The sequence below is a fragment of the Streptomyces sp. TLI_146 genome (assembly GCF_002846415.1).
Lineage (GTDB): Bacteria > Actinomycetota > Actinomycetes > Streptomycetales > Streptomycetaceae > Streptomyces.
This window is the reverse complement of record NZ_PJMX01000001.1, coordinates 4,065,692-4,083,498: the sequence shown is the minus strand read 5'-3', so window position 1 is coordinate 4,083,498 and position 17,807 is coordinate 4,065,692. Positions and strand designations below refer to the sequence as shown.

15 protein-coding genes and 1 riboswitch are annotated in these 17,807 nt (G+C 71.8%); of the genes, 14 read left to right on the top strand and 1 reads right to left on the bottom strand.

Annotated features, from left to right (window positions below):
• Positions 1 to 18: 18 nt before the first annotated feature.
• Entirely contained in the window at positions 19 to 897 is an 879-nt protein-coding gene (locus BX283_RS18345) for a glycoside hydrolase domain-containing protein (protein WP_101388657.1), read from the top strand.
• Positions 898 to 916: 19 nt separating this feature from the next.
• On the opposite strand, the gene BX283_RS18340 is transcribed toward BX283_RS18345, so the two are convergent.
• On the bottom strand, positions 917 to 3,376 hold the full coding sequence (locus tag BX283_RS18340) for a YfhO family protein (RefSeq protein ID WP_101388656.1): 2,460 nt from the start codon (positions 3,374 to 3,376) through the stop codon (positions 917 to 919).
• 182 nt (positions 3,377 to 3,558) lie between these two features.
• On the opposite strand from BX283_RS18340, the gene BX283_RS18335 reads away from it, so the two are divergent.
• The 13 genes from BX283_RS18335 (at position 3,559) to BX283_RS18270 (ending at position 17,670) form a co-directional block, all read left to right on the top strand.
• On the top strand, positions 3,559 to 4,578 hold the full coding sequence (locus BX283_RS18335) for a glycosyltransferase family 2 protein (protein WP_101388655.1): 1,020 nt from the start codon (positions 3,559 to 3,561) through the stop codon (positions 4,576 to 4,578).
• Positions 4,575 to 5,009, top strand: coding sequence for a GtrA family protein (locus tag BX283_RS18330; protein ID WP_101388654.1), 435 nt, complete (start codon positions 4,575 to 4,577; stop codon positions 5,007 to 5,009). The genes BX283_RS18335 and BX283_RS18330 overlap by 4 nt, the downstream gene beginning before the upstream one ends.
• Before the next feature lie 250 nt (positions 5,010 to 5,259).
• A complete protein-coding gene (locus tag BX283_RS18320) occupies positions 5,260 to 5,919 on the top strand; it encodes a SurA N-terminal domain-containing protein (RefSeq protein ID WP_101388652.1) in 660 nt (219 codons plus the stop codon).
• A 22-nt stretch (positions 5,920 to 5,941) separates the two neighbouring features.
• Complete coding sequence (locus BX283_RS18315) at positions 5,942 to 6,901, top strand: nucleoside triphosphate pyrophosphohydrolase (protein ID WP_101388651.1); 960 nt, start codon at positions 5,942 to 5,944, stop codon at positions 6,899 to 6,901.
• A gap of 119 nt (positions 6,902 to 7,020) precedes the next feature.
• A complete protein-coding gene (locus BX283_RS18310) occupies positions 7,021 to 8,256 on the top strand; it encodes a cytochrome P450 (protein ID WP_101392434.1) in 1,236 nt (411 codons plus the stop codon).
• Between the two features lie 131 nt (positions 8,257 to 8,387).
• Positions 8,388 to 9,374, top strand: coding sequence for a transglycosylase family protein (locus tag BX283_RS18305; RefSeq protein ID WP_101388650.1), 987 nt, complete (start codon positions 8,388 to 8,390; stop codon positions 9,372 to 9,374).
• A 214-nt stretch (positions 9,375 to 9,588) separates the two neighbouring features.
• A riboswitch (cyclic di-AMP (ydaO/yuaA leader) is annotated at positions 9,589 to 9,835 on the top strand.
• 2 nt (positions 9,836 to 9,837) lie between these two features.
• Complete coding sequence (locus BX283_RS18300) at positions 9,838 to 10,518, top strand: transglycosylase family protein (RefSeq protein ID WP_101388649.1); 681 nt, start codon at positions 9,838 to 9,840, stop codon at positions 10,516 to 10,518.
• A 442-nt stretch (positions 10,519 to 10,960) separates the two neighbouring features.
• Positions 10,961 to 12,247 carry a phosphopyruvate hydratase gene (gene eno, locus BX283_RS18295; RefSeq protein ID WP_101388648.1) on the top strand — a complete coding sequence of 429 codons (1,287 nt, stop codon included), beginning with the start codon at positions 10,961 to 10,963 and terminating at the stop codon, positions 12,245 to 12,247.
• Between the two features lie 126 nt (positions 12,248 to 12,373).
• Positions 12,374 to 12,850, top strand: coding sequence for a septum formation initiator family protein (locus tag BX283_RS18290; protein WP_101388647.1), 477 nt, complete (start codon positions 12,374 to 12,376; stop codon positions 12,848 to 12,850).
• 71 nt (positions 12,851 to 12,921) lie between these two features.
• Positions 12,922 to 13,458, top strand: coding sequence for a DUF501 domain-containing protein (locus tag BX283_RS18285; RefSeq protein WP_101388646.1), 537 nt, complete (start codon positions 12,922 to 12,924; stop codon positions 13,456 to 13,458).
• Positions 13,455 to 14,369 (top strand): Ppx/GppA phosphatase family protein, encoded by a 915-nt coding sequence (locus tag BX283_RS18280; protein WP_101388645.1) that lies wholly within the window; start codon positions 13,455 to 13,457, stop codon positions 14,367 to 14,369. The genes BX283_RS18285 and BX283_RS18280 overlap by 4 nt, the downstream gene beginning before the upstream one ends.
• Positions 14,370 to 14,749: 380 nt before the next feature.
• On the top strand, positions 14,750 to 16,135 hold the full coding sequence (locus tag BX283_RS18275; protein ID WP_101388644.1) for an NAD(P)/FAD-dependent oxidoreductase: 1,386 nt from the start codon (positions 14,750 to 14,752) through the stop codon (positions 16,133 to 16,135).
• Between the two features lie 233 nt (positions 16,136 to 16,368).
• Complete coding sequence (locus BX283_RS18270; RefSeq protein WP_101392433.1) at positions 16,369 to 17,670, top strand: cyclopropane-fatty-acyl-phospholipid synthase family protein; 1,302 nt, start codon at positions 16,369 to 16,371, stop codon at positions 17,668 to 17,670.
• The last annotated feature ends 137 nt before the right edge of the window (positions 17,671 to 17,807 follow it).

The following is a 17,807-nucleotide window of genomic DNA, read 5'->3' as shown; positions in this document are numbered from 1 at the left end:
ATCAGTTGAGGAATCGATGTGGCTCGTCATCGCCTGTCCAAGAAGCACCGCACCATAGCCATGGCCCTCGGCGGCGCCGCACTCCTCGTAGGCGGCGCCCTCACCGCCGAGGCCGCGTCCGGAAGCGGAAGCGGGAGCGGAAGTGCGGCCACAGCCACCAGCCCCGCCCGCCCCGTCTCCCTCTCCAAGCCCGTCACCTACACCGGCCGCGCCTTCGACACCTGCACCGCGCCCACGCTCGCGCAGATGAAGGCGTGGAAGACCGCCTCGCCGTACGGCGGCGCCGCCGTCTACATAGGGGGCAAGAACCGGGGGTGTGCGCAGCCGCAGCTCACCCGTGACTGGGTGAAGGCCGTCAGCGCGGTCGGGTGGAAGCTCATCCCCCTCTACGTCGGCGCCCAGCCGCCCTGCAAGTCCGGGAGCAACCCGGAGAGGATGACCGCCGCCACCGCCGCCTCCCTGGGCGCCACCGACGGCGCCGACGCCGGGGTCAAGGCAGGCGCCCTCGGGATGCGGCCCGGCAGCCCGGTCTACCTCGACATGGAGGGGTTCGACCTCACGAACACCTCCTGCAAGGACACCGTGCTGACCTACACCCGCGCGTGGAACAAGGCCCTGCACGCCAAGGGCTACCGCACCGGCTACTACGGCTTCGCCTCCTCCAGCGCGGCCGCCGTCGCCGCCGTCTCGCCGGGCACCGACATGCCGGACGCGCTCTGGTACGCGGCGTACGACGACACGGAGTCGACCACCACGGGCTACCCCTTCGGGACCAAGTGGCCGGGCCACCGCAGGGGCCACCAGTACGCCATCAACAAGAAGGAGACGTACGGCGGCGTGACCCTCACGGTCGACCGGAACGCCTGGGACGCCCCGGTCGCCGTCGTCGCCAAGTAGCGAGCAACGCCAAGGCGGGTCAGGGGTGCTCCGGCGCCCCGGCCCGCCGTTTGCGTACCGCCAGCAGCCCACCCGTACCGAGCAGCCCCACCAGCCCCGCCGCCCCCGCCGCCGAACCCGCCTTCAGCCCCGGCGGACGGAAGTCGCAGGAGACCGTGGAGGGGGAGCCGGATGCGCTCAACTCCACCGCTACCAGGCCCAGATACGACCCCGCCGGCTTCGCCGCGCCCCCGTCCACCGCGCACCTCCACCCCGCGATCCTCGGCATCGCGAACACCGCGGTCCCGGCCGCCCCGGCGGGCAGCACCGCCCGTACCCCGCTGTCGGTGACATGGACGTCCGTCGCCCCCGTCGTCCGCAGCCGCTCCACCGCCGCCGTCAGTGCTCCCCGGTCCAGACAGCCCAGCTGCGCCTTCTTGTACGCGGGGCGCAGCACCACGGCGGACGACGGGCCGGACGAGACGCCCAGCGGCGCCAGGGCCGCACGGCGCTTCGGGGCGCCGCCCCGGAACTCGACCCACTTCCCGGTCGTGCCGAGCCGCGCCCAGCCGGTGTACTCGGGCGCCCACAGGAACGCCTCCTGCCCGGCAGCGCACCCCTCACCGACCGTGCGCGGCAGCGTGTACACCCGCGCCCCGAGCAGCATCTCCTGGTTGCGGAAGGGTGAACTCCCGTACCGCAGAGGCCCGTTGCCGCCCCGCACCGTCACCAGCGGCGGCACCGGGGCGCGGGTGACCGTCGGCGCCCCGCCCTTGTCCGCCCGCACCCGCGCCCCGACCGCGAACACCGCGTCCGTCACCGGGTTGTCCAGGCTCTGCACGGACCGGCCCCGCGAGGTCCAGCCGCCGCCCAGCGCCGTCATCGTCCTGGTGAGCACGTCCGGGGTGAGGCTGCTGTAGTACGAGGCGCCCTCGCCGCCGAGCAGCAGCGGGTCGTTGCCGGTGATCTGGCGCCTGCCGGGGTCGGTGCGGTACGCGGGCCAGCCGTCGGCCCCGGCCACCGCCGCCTCGCGCTTGTCGTGCGCCGAGCCCCACACCGGATAGCTGTCGAGCCGGTGCAGCCGCTCCCGGTCGCCGTACGCCACCGTCACCGCCGCCTGCGCGGTCTGCGCCCCGGCCAGGAGGACCACGGCGGCCAGTGCGAACGCCCGGCGGCCCCGCGCCCGCCCGGCGATCAGCAGCGCGCCGAGCGCGGCCGCGAGCCCGCCGAAGAACAAGGGGTACGACCAGGGCGAGACCAGTTCGCTGAAGGCGGCCCCACCGGCTATCACCGCGAGCACCCCACCCCCGCCGAGCACCGCGCGCCGGCCCGGCAGCCCGTCCGCCACGCACAGCCACGCGGCGATCACCAGGATCCCGCTCAGCACGAACGTCTGGCGGTACGGGCTGCCGTTCGGGGTCTGGAAGGCGTGCCACGCCAGATGCGTCGGCTTCCACTGGAAGGAGAGCGCGACAAGGAGCGCGAGCCCCGTCCACGCGTACCGCTCGCGGCCCGGCACCGCCCGGTTGAACGCCAGCGCCCCCGCGAGCAGCAGCGCGCCCGTGCCCAGGAACAGCGCCGGGCTGGAGAAGCTGTACGTCGCCGGGAGCCAGCGGGCCAGGAAGTCGCTCCACGGGACCGGCTCGAACTCCTTGCTCCAGCCCGGATACGCGTGCTTGGTGCCCAGGAAGACGGTGAAGAGGATGGGCGCGGACAGGGCGATGCCCAGCGCCGACGTCCAGGCCGCGCGGGCCAGCGCCCACACCCGGGCCCGTACCTCCGTCTCCTCCAGGAACAGCCGCAGCAGCAGGACCAGGCCCGCCCCGATCGTGGCCATGTAGGCGGTGTAGAAGTTCGCCGTCCAGGCCAGCGCCACCACGACCGGGCCGATCAGCGCGTGCCTGCGCGTGCGGGCCCACTCGCCGACCAGGCAGAGCATGGGGAAGGCGATCAGCCCGTCCAGCCACATCGTGTTGTACGTGGCCTCGATCACCGACCAGCCGCACAGCGCGTACGCGGCCCCCAGCACCCCGGCCGCCCAGCGCCGCCCGGGGGAGGGGCGCAGGGTGAGCAGCAGGACGGTCATCGCGACCGCCGCCGCGGCCATCTTCAGGACCGTGATCACGTACACCGCGAGGTCGACCTCGTCGCGCGGGAAGACCCCGACCAGCAGGGCGAACGGGCTGCCCAGATACGTACCGACGTCGGGCAGGAACGAAGTCCCGTACCCGGACTGCCAGTTGACCAGGGCGCCGCCGTGGGCGCGGCCGTGCAGCAGGTCCCACAGATGGGCGTGGAACGGGACGAACTGGTTGCCCAGGTCGTTCACGCTGCGGGTGTGCCGCCCGAAGGGGAAGGTCCGGGCGACGGCGTCGGCGGCGCACACCGCGACCACGGTGACCAGCGCGGCCAGGGCGGACGCGCGGGCGACGGGGCGGCCGGTCCCGGCGGCCACGGCCGGGGCGGCGGGGGGAAGCTGGACGGCTTCGAGAGTCGGCATGGGGATCCTCTGCTGTTCGCTGCCGTCGAATATGCCGGACCGCTGCACGTAAATCAGCGGCCCGGGGGTTCAGTTCACTTAATCGACGCCCGGTCGTCATTCGGTGAATCCGCCCCGGACGTCTGGCCCGGCTGTTCTTCGTTGACTGCCACAGCCGTACTCCGTATCGACGGGGGAGAACCGTGCTCATCTCGATTGTCGTGCCCTGCTTCAACGAAGAGGAGATCATCGGCCGCTTCCATGATCAGGTGACCAAGGAAATCTCCCGGCTCGACGCGGAATTCGAACTCCTCTATGTCGACGACGGCAGCAAGGACCGCACGTTCCCGCTGCTCCAGGAGATCGCCGCCCGCGATCCGCGCGCCCGCTACGTCTCCTTCAGCCGCAACTTCGGCAAGGAGGCGGCGATGCTCGCCGGGCTGCGGCACGCCGCCGGGGACGCCGTGGTGATCATGGACGCCGACCTCCAGCACCCGCCGGAGCTCATCGGCCGCATGATGGACCTGCACGCCCAGGGCCACGACCAGGTGATCGCCCAGCGCACCCGCAAGGGCGACCGCGTCACGCGCACCCTCACCGCGCGCCTGTACTACCGCCTGATCAACCGCCTGGTCGATGTGGAACTGGTCGACGGCGTGGGAGACTTCCGCATGCTCTCGCGCAGGACGGTCGACGCGGTACTCGAACTCACCGAGTACAACCGCTTCTCCAAGGGGCTCTTCGCCTGGGTCGGATTCCCCACCGCCACGTTCGGTTACGAGAATGCGGTCCGTGAACAGGGACGTTCCGCCTGGACGTTCGGAAAACTGCTGAACTACGGCCTGGACGGGGTCATCTCGTTCAACAACAAGCCACTGCGGGCCGCCGTCTATCTGGGCATGCTGCTGCTCGGGATCGCCACGGCGTATTCCGCGTGGATCGTCGGTGTCGCCATGGTGAACGGCGTGGACACCCCCGGATATGTCACCCTGCTCGTCGTGGTCACCGCGCTGGCCGGAGTGCAGATGGTGATGCTGGGCGTGGTCGGCGAATACGTCGGCCGTATCTATTACGAGGTCAAGCGCCGTCCGCACTTCCTGGTGCAGTCGACGAACGTTTCCGGCCAGGAAACCGGCGGCGTGCCGCGCCAGCCGGGCCGCGCGACCACCGGCGGCGGGAGCACGGACCGCGACAGCACCGACCGGGAGTTCGCCCGCCGATGAAGCCGGGAACCGCCGCCCAGATCGTCCGGTTCGCCCTGGTGGGGGTGGTGAACACGGGCACGTACTACGGCCTCTATCTGCTCTTCCTGCCCTGGGTGCCGTACGTCGTCGCCCACATCACGGCCTTCCTGCTGGCCATGGTCGGCTCGTTCTTCCTCACCTCGTACTTCACCTACCGCACCCGGCCCACCTGGCGGAAGTTCCTGCTCTTCCCGCTCACCAACGCGGCCAACTTCGTGATCACCACGACCGGGATGTACGTCCTGGTGGACCTGCTCGGCCTCAGCAGCACCTGGGCCCCGCTGATCGCCGCCGCGACGGCCATTCCGGTCACCTTCGTCCTCTCCCGGACGATCATGCTGCGGCCCGAGACCCCGGGTACGGCCGAATCGTTGGGCGAATCAGTGGCCCACGCCACTGAGACTGCCTAGGGCCTGTCCGGCGGCTCTGGTCGGCACGCGGTGGTCCGGCACGCCCATCTGCGGCGTTGTCGTCGGTTGCCGACGCTCCGCGTCGACGCCCTCCTCCGCCTTGCAGCTGGACGCACCGGACCACCGCTCACCAGCACCGAAGAGGCCCTCGGGGCTGAAAGCCAACCAGAGCCGCCGGACAGGCCCTAACATCGATCACCGCAAGGTCATCAGGTCGCTGCACTGTCGCACGATCCGCCGGGAGGCTCCTTTGCACCGCCGCCGTCGCACCGCACTCGCCCTCTGTGTCGCGCTTCTCGGCGCGGGCCCACTCCTGACCGCCTGCGGCAGCGAGGCCCACCCGGGCGCCGCGGCCGTCGTCGGCGGCGACCGGATCCCGGTCTCCGCGCTCCAGTCCCAGGTCAAGGACGTCCGTACGGCGCAGCAGGCCTCGCCGCAGGCCGCCCAGCTGATCAAGAACACCGGCCAGCTCAGCCGCGCCAAACTGCACGGCCTGATCTTCGACCGGGTCCTCGACCGGGCCGCCGCCGACGCCGGGGTCAGCGTCACCCGCAAGCAGCTCCAGGACGCCCGGGCCGCGATGGCCCAGCAGGCAGGCGGCGAGAAGGCGTTCGCGGACATGCTCCTCCAGCAGCGCGGCGTCGCCCCGGGCCAGATCGACGACGCGGTGCGCGAGCAGGTCCAGCTGACCGCGCTGGCCGCCGCGACCGGCGCCGACCTGTCCACCCCGCAGGGCCAGGCGTCCGTCACCAGGACGCTCACCGAGGCGTCGAAGAAGCTGAAGATCGACGTCAATCCGCGGTACGGGACGTGGGACGACAAGGCGATCCAGCTCGCCGACACCAAGACGCCGTGGATCGCCCAGGTCACCAAGAACGGGCCCCAGGAAGGGGACGCGGTCACCGGGTGACCGCTCGGGGTAGGTTCGGGAGGTGACTCTCGAAGAACCCGGCCGCGTCGTCCTGCTCACCGCCAGCCACCGGGTGGCGCCCGGACTGCTGTCCTGGCCCGCGTGGCAGACGCTGCGCGCCGCCGACCAGGTGCTGTGCGCCGACCCCGGGCACCCGCAGCTGCCGTATCTGCGCGAGGCGGGCGTCGAGGTCGAGATCGCGGACCCGGAGGCGCGGGAGCTGGTCGAGGCGTGCGCCGGCGGCCGTACGGTGGTCGTCCTCCCCTCCGGCGAGGGCGACCGGCGGCTCACCGACGGGCTCGCCCGGCTCGCGGGCTCGGGCAGGGTCGCCATGCCCGACCTGGAGCTGCTGCCGGGCTCGTACGACCTGCCGGGCGCCCGGCTGCTCGACCTCGTCCAGGTCATGGACCGGATCCGGCGCGAGTGCCCGTGGTCGTCCCAGCAGACCCACAAGGGGCTGGCGAAGTACGCCCTTGAGGAGGCGTACGAGCTGGTCGAGGCGGTGGAGGAGGGCGACCGCGACGAGCTGCGCGAGGAGCTCGGCGACGTGCTCCTCCAGGTGGTCTTCCACGCCCGGATCGCGGAGGAAGACCCCGAGGAGCCGTTCTCGGTGGACGACGTGGCCGGGACGATCGTGGAGAAGCTGATCCACCGCCACCCGCACGTCTTCGGCGACGAGAGCGCCGAGACGCCGGCGGAGGTCAAGGAGCACTGGCTGCGGCAGAAGGCCGCCGAGAAGCAGCGCGACTCGGTGACCGAGGGCATCCCGCTCGGCCAGCCCGCCCTGGCCCTGGCGGCCAAGCTCGCCTCCCGCGCCCGTACCGCCTCCCTGGACGTCCCCCTGCCGTCCGGCGAGGGCGTCGGCTACCGTCTGCTCGCCCTCGCGGCCGCGGCGGAGGCCGACGGCACGGACCCGGAGGCGGCGCTGCGGGCGGCGGCCCGCGCGTACCGGGACGCGATCCGTACGGCGGAGAAGAGCTGACGGCTGTGCCCGCCCCCGCCCCGCAGGGCCCCGACGAGAGCCCGCACCCGCAGACCCCGCCCGGCTCGGGGTGCCCCGTGTCCGGCTCCCGCCCGGCCGGCGAGGCCCCGGCCCCGGAGATGTTCACCTGGGAGTTCGCCACCGACCCGTACCCCGCCTACGGCTGGCTGCGGGAGCACTCGCCCGTGCACTGGACCAAGCTGCCCAGCGGCGTCGAGGCGTGGCTCGTGACACGGTACGCGGACGCCAAGCAGGCGCTCGCCGACCAGCGGCTCTCCAAGAACCCCGCGCACCACGACGAGCCCGCGCACGCCAAGGGCAAGACCGGCATCCCGGGCGAGCGCAAGGCCGATCTGATGACGCATCTGCTCAACATCGACCCGCCGGACCACACCCGGCTGCGGCGGCTGGTGTCGAAGGCGTTCACTCCCCGTACCGTCGCCGAATTCGCGCCCCGGGTGCAGGAGTTGACCGACCGGCTCATCGACGGGTTCGCCGGGCGCGGCGAGGCCGACCTCATCCACGAGTTCGCCTTCCCGCTGCCCATCTACGCCATCTGCGACCTGCTGGGCGTGCCGCGCGAGGACCAGGACGACTTCCGCGACTGGGCCGGGATGATGATCCGGCACGGCGGCGGCCCGCGCGGCGGCGTGGCCCGCTCGGTCAAGAAGATGCGCGGGTATCTGCTCGAACTCATCCACCGCAAAAGGGAGAACCCGGGCGAGGACCTTATCTCGGGACTCATCCGCGCCAGCGACCACGGCGAGCACCTCACGGAGAACGAGGCCGCCGCGATGGCCTTCATCCTCCTGTTCGCCGGTTTCGAGACGACCGTGAACCTCATCGGCAACGGGGTGTACGCGCTGCTGCGCAACCCGGACCAGCGCGAGCGGCTCCAGGCCTCGCTCGCGGCCGGGGAGTCGGACCTGCTGGACACCGGCGTCGAGGAACTGCTGCGCTACGACGGGCCCGTGGAGCTCGCCACCTGGCGGTTCGCCACCAGGCCGCTGACGATCGGGGGGCAGGACATCGCCGCCGGCGACCCGGTCCTCGTCGTCCTCGCCTCCGCCGACCGCGACCCCGGCCGGTTCCCCGACCCGGACGTGCTCGACCTCGGCCGCCGCGACAACCAGCACCTCGGCTACGGCCACGGCATCCACTACTGCCTGGGCGCCCCGCTCGCCCGGCTGGAGGCGAGGACCGCGCTGGCGACCCTGTTGCGCCGCCTTCCTGACCTGCGGCTCGGGGCGGATCCTGCCGATTTGCGCTGGCGCGGCGGGCTCATCATGCGCGGACTGCGCACGCTTCCGGTCGAGTTCACGCCGGCTGGAACTGACGGTCCGTCAAAACTGTGACTTTGGCGTTATCGCGGGTGCATCGACTTGTGACAAGCGTTCGAGTACGGCTACGTTCACCCCTCGACTCGGGAACCGGGTTCCACACCCGGCTCGTCAGTCACAGACGTAGTCACACGGAAGGCCACAGCATGCGCTCCGGGAACGGACGGCACCGCCGACCCCGCCAGGCTCCCGCACTCGTCGTCGCGGCGGGGGTGACCGGCTCGGCCCTCGCCCTTCCGCTCTTCGCGGCGAGCGGCGCGAACGCCGCCTCGGCGACCACGTGGGACCGCGTCGCGGAGTGCGAGAGCGGCGGCGCGTGGAGCGCCGACTTCGGCAACGGACTGTACGGCGGGCTCCAGCTCTCGCAGGAGACCTGGCAGGCCTACGGCGGTACGTCGTACGCCGAGCGGCCCGACCTGGCCAGCCGCTCGCAGCAGATAGCCATCGCCGAGAAGGTGCTCGCCGCGAAGGGCCCCAAGGCCTTCACGAGCTGCTCGGCGGTCTCCGGACTCACCTCCGGCGCCGGCGCCCCGGCCGTCGACCCGGGCGCCACGCCCTCGCCGTACGTCCCCTCGGAGGAGGGGGCCGCGACCCCCGACGCCGCCACCCCGTCCGCGCCCGCCAAGACGGCTCCGGCGCCCACCAAGCCGTCCGGCTCGGTCTCCACCGCGCCCAAGCCCTCCACGACGCCGTCCAAGCCGTCCACGGGCACGAGCGGCGAGCCCGGGTCCACCACGCCCAGCGACCCCGCCACCGGCTCCACGGACTCCGCCTCCGGCGGCAAGCACCGCGGCACGCCGGACCCGGCCGAGGGCGGCACCCCCGCGACGACCGAGCCGGGCAATACGGACAGCACGCATGAATCGGGGCGGCACGCCTCGCGAGGTGACGCCGACTCACGCGAGTCGGGCGACGTGCTCACCGGGGGCGGCGACTACACCGTCCGCCCCGGCGACAACCTGTGGGACATCTCGCGCTCGCACAAGGTCGAGGGCGGCTGGTCCGCGCTCTACAAGGCGAACGAGAAGACGATCGGCACCGACCCGAACCTCATCCTGCCCGGTCAGAGCCTGGATCTGAGCCCCAACGAGAACCCGACAAAGACGGACAACCCGGCCCCGGCCAAGGGGTAGTTCAGGGGCCTATGTCCACTTCTGTGCAAGTGAGACATGGGTCTCTTTCCGTCAACTGGCGTGTCCCGTCGGTCCGGTACGGGCGATACGCCCCCGACCTGCGGAAACGGGTGTTCTGGAAGGGGTGCGGGGGGCGATTTCTCCCCGATGTGCCCCTTTGAACATCAGGGGTTGGTGTGTTTACGGTCGGAGCGCTCGTCACCACGGGCCCCTCCGACCGGAAACGCCGAATCCTGCCGTCGGTCGTGGGGAACAGTCGACGCTCGATGCGCCGTAGGCAGGAGCGGGGGACCCAAGGTAAGCGCCGGGCCCGGCCGTTGAGGGACGTACGCCACGCGGCGAGACGTACGAGACGGCCCAGGGGACCGGCTTGGGGTGAAGACGCGCCTTCCGGGGCGCGGCCGGGCCACTCACTCGCCCGAACCCGACAGCTCACCTCGCAGGCGTCGGTGAGGAGAACTCCATGCTGCTTTCCGGCAAGGGCAAGCACCGCCGCCCGTCCAAGGCCGTCCGCGTCGCCACGCTCGCCGGTGTCACCGGCGCGGCCGTCGCCGCCCCGCTGATGGCCGCGGGCTCCGCCTCCGCCGCCTCGGTCTCCACCTGGGACGCGGTCGCCCAGTGCGAGTCCGGCGGCAACTGGTCCATCAACACCGGCAACGGCTACTACGGCGGCCTCCAGTTCTCGCAGTCCTCCTGGGCCGCGGCGGGCGGCACGCAGTACGCCTCCCGCGCCGACCTGGCCACCAAGGGCCAGCAGATCGCCACCGCCGAGAAGCTGCTCGCCATGCAGGGGCCGGGTGCCTGGTCCTGCGCCGGTGCGGGCAACCTGACGGCCGGTGGCTCGTCCCCGGACGTGGACACGTCCGGCTCCGCCGCCGCCCCGAAGAAGGCGGCGCCCAAGGCCGCGCCCAAGGCCGCCCCGGCCCCGAAGCGCGAGTCCGCGCCTGCCTCGCGCGGCGAGTCCCGCCCGTCGCCGGTCAAGACCGGCGACGGCGAGTACAAGGTCGTCTCCGGCGACACGCTCGGCTCGATCGCCGCGGCCCACGGTGTGAAGGGCGGCTGGCAGAAGCTGTTCGAGCTGAACAAGGACGTCGTGAAGGACGCGAACCTGATCTACGTGGGCCAGCAGCTCCACCTGCGCTAGGCGCGATGCCGGGGTGCGGGGCTAAGTTTCGCGGCTGCGGGCTGTGGGTGGCTGAGCGCGCAGTTCCCCGCGCCCCTTGATCGCCCGGTCCGGGGCGGGCCCCTCGCTTCGCGGCTGCGGGTGATCGACGGCTGAGCGCGCAGTTCCCCGCGCCCCTACAGGGCGCCCCGCAGGGGCGCATTCAAGGGGCGCGGGGAACTGCGCGACCAGCCACAGGCGGCCCGCAGGCGATCCACGCCCCCGCCCCGCGAGGCCCGCTCAGCTGAAAGCTGAACCCGTCCCGCCCCCACCCCCGCCAGGGGGATTGTTTTGTTCGGGAACATTTTGCCCCCCGTTTCGTCCCACGGGCCGGTCGGTCGGCTGGCCGATGCCTCGGAGGCGGTTAGGCTCAGGGGTGCCGGACCACGCGGCCCGGCGTATTCGCGTCACATCCCAGAAGGAGATGCTCGTGCCGTCCATCGACGTCGTCGTAGCCCGGGAAATCCTGGACTCCCGAGGCAACCCCACGGTCGAGGTCGAGGTCGGCCTCGACGACGGCAGCACCGGCCGTGCCGCCGTCCCCTCGGGTGCCTCCACCGGTGCCTTCGAGGCCATTGAGCTCCGTGACGGCGACCCCAGCCGTTACATGGGCAAGGGCGTCGAGAAGGCCGTCCTCGCCGTGATCGAGCAGATCGGCCCGGAGCTCGTCGGCTACGACGCCACCGAGCAGCGCCTGATCGACCAGGCGATGTTCGACCTGGACGCCACGGACAACAAGGGCTCGCTCGGCGCCAACGCCATCCTCGGCGTCTCGCTCGCCGTCGCCCACGCCGCCTCCGAGGCCAGCGACCTGCCGCTGTTCCGCTACCTGGGCGGCCCGAACGCGCACCTGCTGCCCGTTCCGATGATGAACATCCTCAACGGTGGGTCGCACGCCGACTCCAACGTCGACATCCAGGAGTTCATGATCGCCCCGATCGGCGCGGAGTCCTTCTCCGAGGCGCTGCGCTGGGGTGCCGAGGTCTACCACACCCTCAAGGCCGTCCTGAAGCGCAAGGGCCTGTCCACCGGCCTCGGCGACGAGGGCGGCTTCGCCCCGAACCTGGAGTCCAACCGCGCCGCCCTCGACCTCATTCTCGAGGCCATCAAGGAGGCCGGTTACGCCCCGGGCAAGGACATCGCGCTCGCGCTCGACGTCGCCGCGTCCGAGTTCTACAAGGACGGCAAGTACGAGTTCGAGGGCCAGTCCCGCTCGGCCGCCGAGATGACCGAGTACTACGAGGGCCTGGTCGACGCCTACCCGCTGGTGTCCATCGAGGACCCGCTGTTCGAGGACGACTGGGCGGGCTGGAAGGTCATCACCGACAAGCTGGGCGCCCGCGTCCAGATCGTCGGCGACGACCTCTTCGTCACCAACCCGGAGCGCCTGGCCCGCGGCATCGAGGAGGGCTCCGCCAACGCCCTGCTCGTGAAGGTCAACCAGATCGGTTCGCTGACCGAGACCCTGGACGCCGTCGAGATGGCCCAGCGCAACGGCTTCAAGTGCATGATGTCCCACCGCTCCGGCGAGACCGAGGACGTCACCATCGCCGACCTCGCCGTCGCGGTGAACTGCGGCCAGATCAAGACCGGCGCCCCGGCCCGCTCGGACCGCGTCGCCAAGTACAACCAGCTGCTGCGCATCGAGGAGATCCTCGACGACGCCGCGGTGTACGCGGGCCGCAGCGCCTTCCCGCGCTTCAAGGGCTGACCAGCGGCCGACTGACCGGCTGAGCAGTCCTGACATGGGCAGACCGCCCTGTCGTACGTACGTCCCCGGCCCCGGTCCCGTACCGTGTCCGGGGACGTTGTACGTACGTGAGGGGAGCGGGGCGACATGGCCAAGGGCAACCGGGACCGGTTCTCCACCGCGGCCCGGCTCAAGGTGCTCGGCGAGCAGACCGCGGCCCGGGTCTACCGCTCCCAGAACAAGCGCCAGGCGCGCCGCTCCCGGCTCACCGGGCGCGCCGCCCTGCTCGCCCTGGTGATGTGCTCGCTGGTGGTGGCCCTCGCGTACCCGATGCGCCAGTACGTGTCGCAGCGCGGCGACATCGCCGAGCAGCGCCGCAAGGAGCACGACGCGGCCGCGCAGGTCGAGCGGCTGCGCGACGAGAAGGCGCGGCTCCAGGACGACGCGTACATCAAGCGGCTGGCCCGTGAGCATCTGCACATGCAGTTTCCGGGCGAGACCGGCTACACCGTGACCGACCCGTCGGCCGGCAAGGGCCGCCGCGACGGCAAGGCCGCCACCGGCCGCCCCTGGCACCAGAACCTCTGGGACGGCGTGGACAAGACCGACCGCCCCGGCGACTGACGACGTGCCGGTCAGCGACAGATCCAGCCAGCGACAGATCCAGACAGACAGAGACTGAGACAGACACCGCGATGGAAACGCCCCCGCCCCAGACTCCCCACACCGAGCCGACCGCCGCGGACATCGCCGCCTTCCAGGAGCAGCTGGGCCGTCCGCCGCGCGGACTGCGCGCGATCGCGCACCGCTGCCCGTGCGGCAACCCGGACGTGGTCGAGACGGCCCCCCGGCTGCCCGACGGCACGCCGTTCCCGACGACGTACTACCTGAGCTGCCCGCGGGCCGCGTCGGCGATCGGCACGCTTGAGGCCAACGGCGTCATGAAGGAGATGACGGAGCGTCTGGCGACCGACCCCGAGCTGGCCGCGGCCTACCGCGCCGCCCACGAGGACTACATCGCCCGCCGCGACGCCATCGAGGTCCTGGAGGGCTTCCCGAGCGCGGGCGGCATGCCGGACCGCGTGAAGTGCCTGCACGTGCTCGTCGGCCACTCGCTGGCGGCCGGGCCCGGGGTGAACCCGCTGGGCGACGAGGCGATCGCGATGCTGCCCGAGTGGTGGGCGAAGGGCCCGTGCGTGACGCCCTGCGCGCCGGGGGAGGACGCCAAGTGACCCGCGTCGCCGCCATCGACTGCGGTACGAACTCGATCCGCCTCCTGGTCGCCGACTGCGACCCGGCGACGGGCGAACTGGTCGACCTGGACCGCCGTATGACGATCGTGCGCCTGGGCCAGGGCGTCGACCGCACCGGCCGCCTCGCCCCCGAGGCCCTGGAGCGCACCTTCGCGGCCTGCCGCGAGTACGCCGCGGTCATCAAGGAGTTCGGCGCCGAGCGGCTGCGCTTCGTCGCCACCTCCGCCTCCCGCGACGCGGAGAACCGCGACGAGTTCGTCCGGGGCGTCCTGGACATCCTGGGCGTCGAGCCCGAGGTGATCACCGGCGACCAGGAGGCCGAGTTCTCCTTCACCGGCGCCACCAAGGAGCTCCACGCCGACGGCGACTACCTGGTGGTCGACATCGGCGGCGGCTCCACCGAGTTCGTGGTCGGCTCCCGGCACGTGCGCGCGGCCCGGTCCGTGGACGTCGGCTGCGTCCGGATGACCGAGCGCCACCACCCCGGCGACCCGGCGACGCCCGAGCAGATCGCGGCGATAAGGGCGGACGTCGAGAGCGCCCTCGACCTCGCCGAGCGGACGGTCCCGCTGCGCGAGCCCCGCACGCTGGTGGGCCTGGCCGGTTCGGTGACCACGGTCGCCGCGATCGCGCTCGATCTGAAGGCGTACGACTCGGCGGCGATCCACCACTCCCGTATCTCCTACGAGCAGGTCCGCGCGGTCACCGAGCGCCTGCTCGCCTCGACCCACGAGGAGCGCACGGCGATCCCGGTGCTGCACCCGGGCCGGATCGACGTGATCGCGGCGGGCGCGCTGGTCCTGCTGGCGGTCATGGAGCGCACGGGCGCGGACGAGGTCGTGGTCAGCGAGCACGACATCCTCGACGGAATCGCCTGGTCGATCGCGTGAAAGGGGTCCCGGAGGGCCTGGGAAGGGCCCTCCGGGCCACCCTCCGCAAGAAAGTTCGTGAAGTTCTTCACAAGGAAAACCCGTCAGTTGGCCCCGATCGAGGGCCATGGGCCTCTCTTCTGTAGGTCCAGAGGCTCAACGGGGCGCGATCCAAGGGGCGGACCGTATGTTACGGGCGTGTGTCGCGGCCCGGTGGTCTAGCCCGCGGAACCGTGTGAGGGCCAGTTCAGGAGGGGTGAACAACTTTCTCCCCTACACCGTGGTTCCCTCTGTGCACCATGACTTGGGTCACGTGGGCCGCGAAGTGTAGCAGAGGGTCCGTCGGACCTTGTGAAGGGGCGCACGAGCGAGGGTCCACAGGGGGGTGGATACTCGATGGCATGAGCACCACGGAGCGTCCCCGAATCCTCGTCGTAGGCGGTGGGTACGTAGGCCTGTACGCGGCACGGCGCATTCTCAAGAAGATGCGCTACGCCGAGGCGACCGTCACGGTCGTCGACCCGCGGTCGTACATGACGTACCAGCCCTTCCTCCCCGAAGCCGCCGCAGGCAGCATCTCCCCGCGCCACGTCGTCGTCCCGCTGCGACGCGTCGTGCGCGGAGCCGAGGTGCTCACCGGCCGTGTCACCAGCATCGACCAGGACCGCAAGGTCGCCACGGTCGCGCCGCTCGTCGGCGAGGCCTACGAGCTGCCCTTCGACTACCTGGTCGTCGCCCTCGGCGCGGTCTCCCGCACCTTCCCGATCCCCGGCCTCGCCGAGCAGGGCATCGGCATGAAGGGCGTCGAGGAGGCCATCGGACTGCGCAACCACGTCCTGGAGCAGCTGGACAAGGCCGACTCCACGACCGACGAGGACGTCCGCCGCAAGGCGCTGACCTTCGTCTTCGTGGGTGGTGGCTTCGCCGGCGCCGAGACGATCGGCGAGGTCGAGGACATGGCCCGCGACGCGGCCAAGTACTACACCAACGTGAAGCGCGAGGACATGCGCTTCATCCTGGTCGACGCCGCCGACAAGATCCTCCCCGAGGTCGGGCCGCAGCTCGGCAAGTGGGGCAAGGAGCACCTTGAGGGCCGCGGTGTCGAGATCTACCTCTCGACCTCCATGGACTCCTGCGTCGACGGCCACGTCGTGCTGAAGAACGGCCTCGAGGTCGACTCCAACACCATCGTGTGGACCGCGGGCGTCAAGCCCAACCCGGCGCTGGCCCGCTTCGGCCTGCCGCTCGGCCCGCGCGGCCACGTCGACACCGCCCCGACCCTCCAGGTCCAGGGCACCGACTACATCTGGGCCGCGGGCGACAACGCCCAGGTCCCGGACCTCGCCGCCCGCAAGGCCGGGGTCGAGAACGCCTGGTGCCCGCCGAACGCCCAGCACGCGCTGCGCCAGGCCAAGGTCCTCGGCGACAACGTGGTCTCCGGCATGCGGGGCTTCCCGCAGAAGGAGTACGCGCACGCCAACAAGGGTGCGGTGGCGGGCCTCGGCCTCCACAAGGGCGTCGCGATGATCGTCATGGGCAAGATGAAGATCAAGCTCAAGGGCCGTCTCGCCTGGTACATGCACCGTGGCTACCACGGTCTGGCCGTGCCCACCTGGAACCGCAAGATCCGCGTCTTCGCCGACTGGACCCTCGCGATGTTCCTGAAGCGCGAGGTCGTCTCGCTCGGCGCCATGGAGTCGCCGCGCGAGGAGTTCTACGAGGCCGCCAAGCCCGCTCCGGCCCCGGCCGCGAAGGACAAGGTCGAGGAGAAGGCCAAGGCCTCCTGACCTCGGTCACCTGCTGAGTACGTCCCGAAGGGGCCGTCCGCCATCCGTGGTGCGGACGGCCCCTTCGGCGTGCGTGCCCCGCCCGGAGGCCGTCTGCTGTGGCCGTCACCCGCGGCCGTCACCCTCGCGCCGCCGATGTACGCCCGTGGCGCTGTAGCGGGAAAGCCGGTGGCCGGGGCACTGTTGTCCGGGGTGCTGGGCATGTGGGGGTCGACTTCACGGAGGTGTGCGCCATGGCCGACGCCGCGACGCGGCTGACCGCTCTCGCCCGCGAGCTCCTGGGCGAGGCCCTTCCGGTCCGCATCCGCGCCTGGGACGGCAGCGAGGCGGGCCCGCCGGGCGCCCCCGTCGTCGTGCTGCACCACCGCCGCGCCCTGCGCCGACTGCTGTGGAAGCCGGGCGAACTGGGCCTGGCGCGCGCCTGGGTGGCCGGCGAGCTCGACATCGAGGGCGACCTCTATCGGGCCCTGGACCTGATGGCCGGGCTGGTCTGGGACCGCGGCGGCGACCCCAAGGACGCGGTCCATCCCGTACGCGACCCGAGGCTGCGGGCCGCCGCCCGGGAGCTGCTGCGGCTCGCGGGCCCCCTGCCGCCGCCCGCCCCGCCCGCCGAGGAGCTGCGCCGCCGCACCGGCCGGCTGCACACCAGACGCCGCGACAAGCGGGCCGTCAGCCACCACTACGACGTGGGCAATGCCTTCTACGAGCTGGTGCTCGGCCCCTCGATGGTCTACTCGTGCGCCTACTGGGAGCGCCCCGACGCCACCCTGGAGGAGGCCCAGCGCGACAAGCTGGAGCTGATCTGCCGCAAGCTCGGCCTGAAGGAGGGGGACCGGCTGCTCGACGTCGGCTGCGGCTGGGGTTCGCTGGCCCTGCACGCCGCCCGCCACCACGGCGCCCAGGTCGTCGGCGTCACGCTCAGTGCCGAACAGGCCGCCTACGCCCGCAAGCGCGTCGCCGAGGAGGGCCTGGCCGACCGGATCGAGATCCGGGTGCAGGACTACCGGGACGTACGGGACGGTCCCTACGACGCCGTCTCCTCGATCGGGATGGCCGAACACGTCGGCTCGGTGCGCTACCGGGAGTACGCGGACGACCTGTACGCCCTGCTGAAGGACGGCGGCCGGCTGCTCAACCACCAGATCGCCCGGCGCCCCGAGGGGGACGAGGCGGCGTACCACGTGGACGAGTTCATCGACGCGTACGTCTTCCCCGACGGCGAGCTGGCCCCGCTCGGGCGGACGCTCTCGACCCTGGAGGACGCGGGTTTCGAGGCGCGCGACGTGGAGGCCATCCGCGAGCACTACGGGCTGACGCTGCGTCAGTGGGTGCGCAATCTGGAGGCGGGCTGGGAGCGGGCGGTACGGCTGACCACCCCCGGCCGGGCCCGGGTCTGGCGGCTCTACATGGCCGCCTCGGCCCTGTCCTTCGAGCGCAACAGGATCGGGGTCAACCAGATCCTGGCGGTGCGGACTCCGGAGGGTGGGCGGTCGGGGATGCCGCTGCGGTCGAGGAGTTGGGGAAGCGCGTCTTGAGTGCGCCCCTTTGGGGCGCCGATTAGGGGCGCGGGGCGGTGACATGTGCGGCTCCGCCGCTTGGGCGCGACCAGCCCAAGACGGCCCGCGGCCGGAATGATACGTTCGGCAACCCGGGCGGCGTCCCGGAGTCCGAA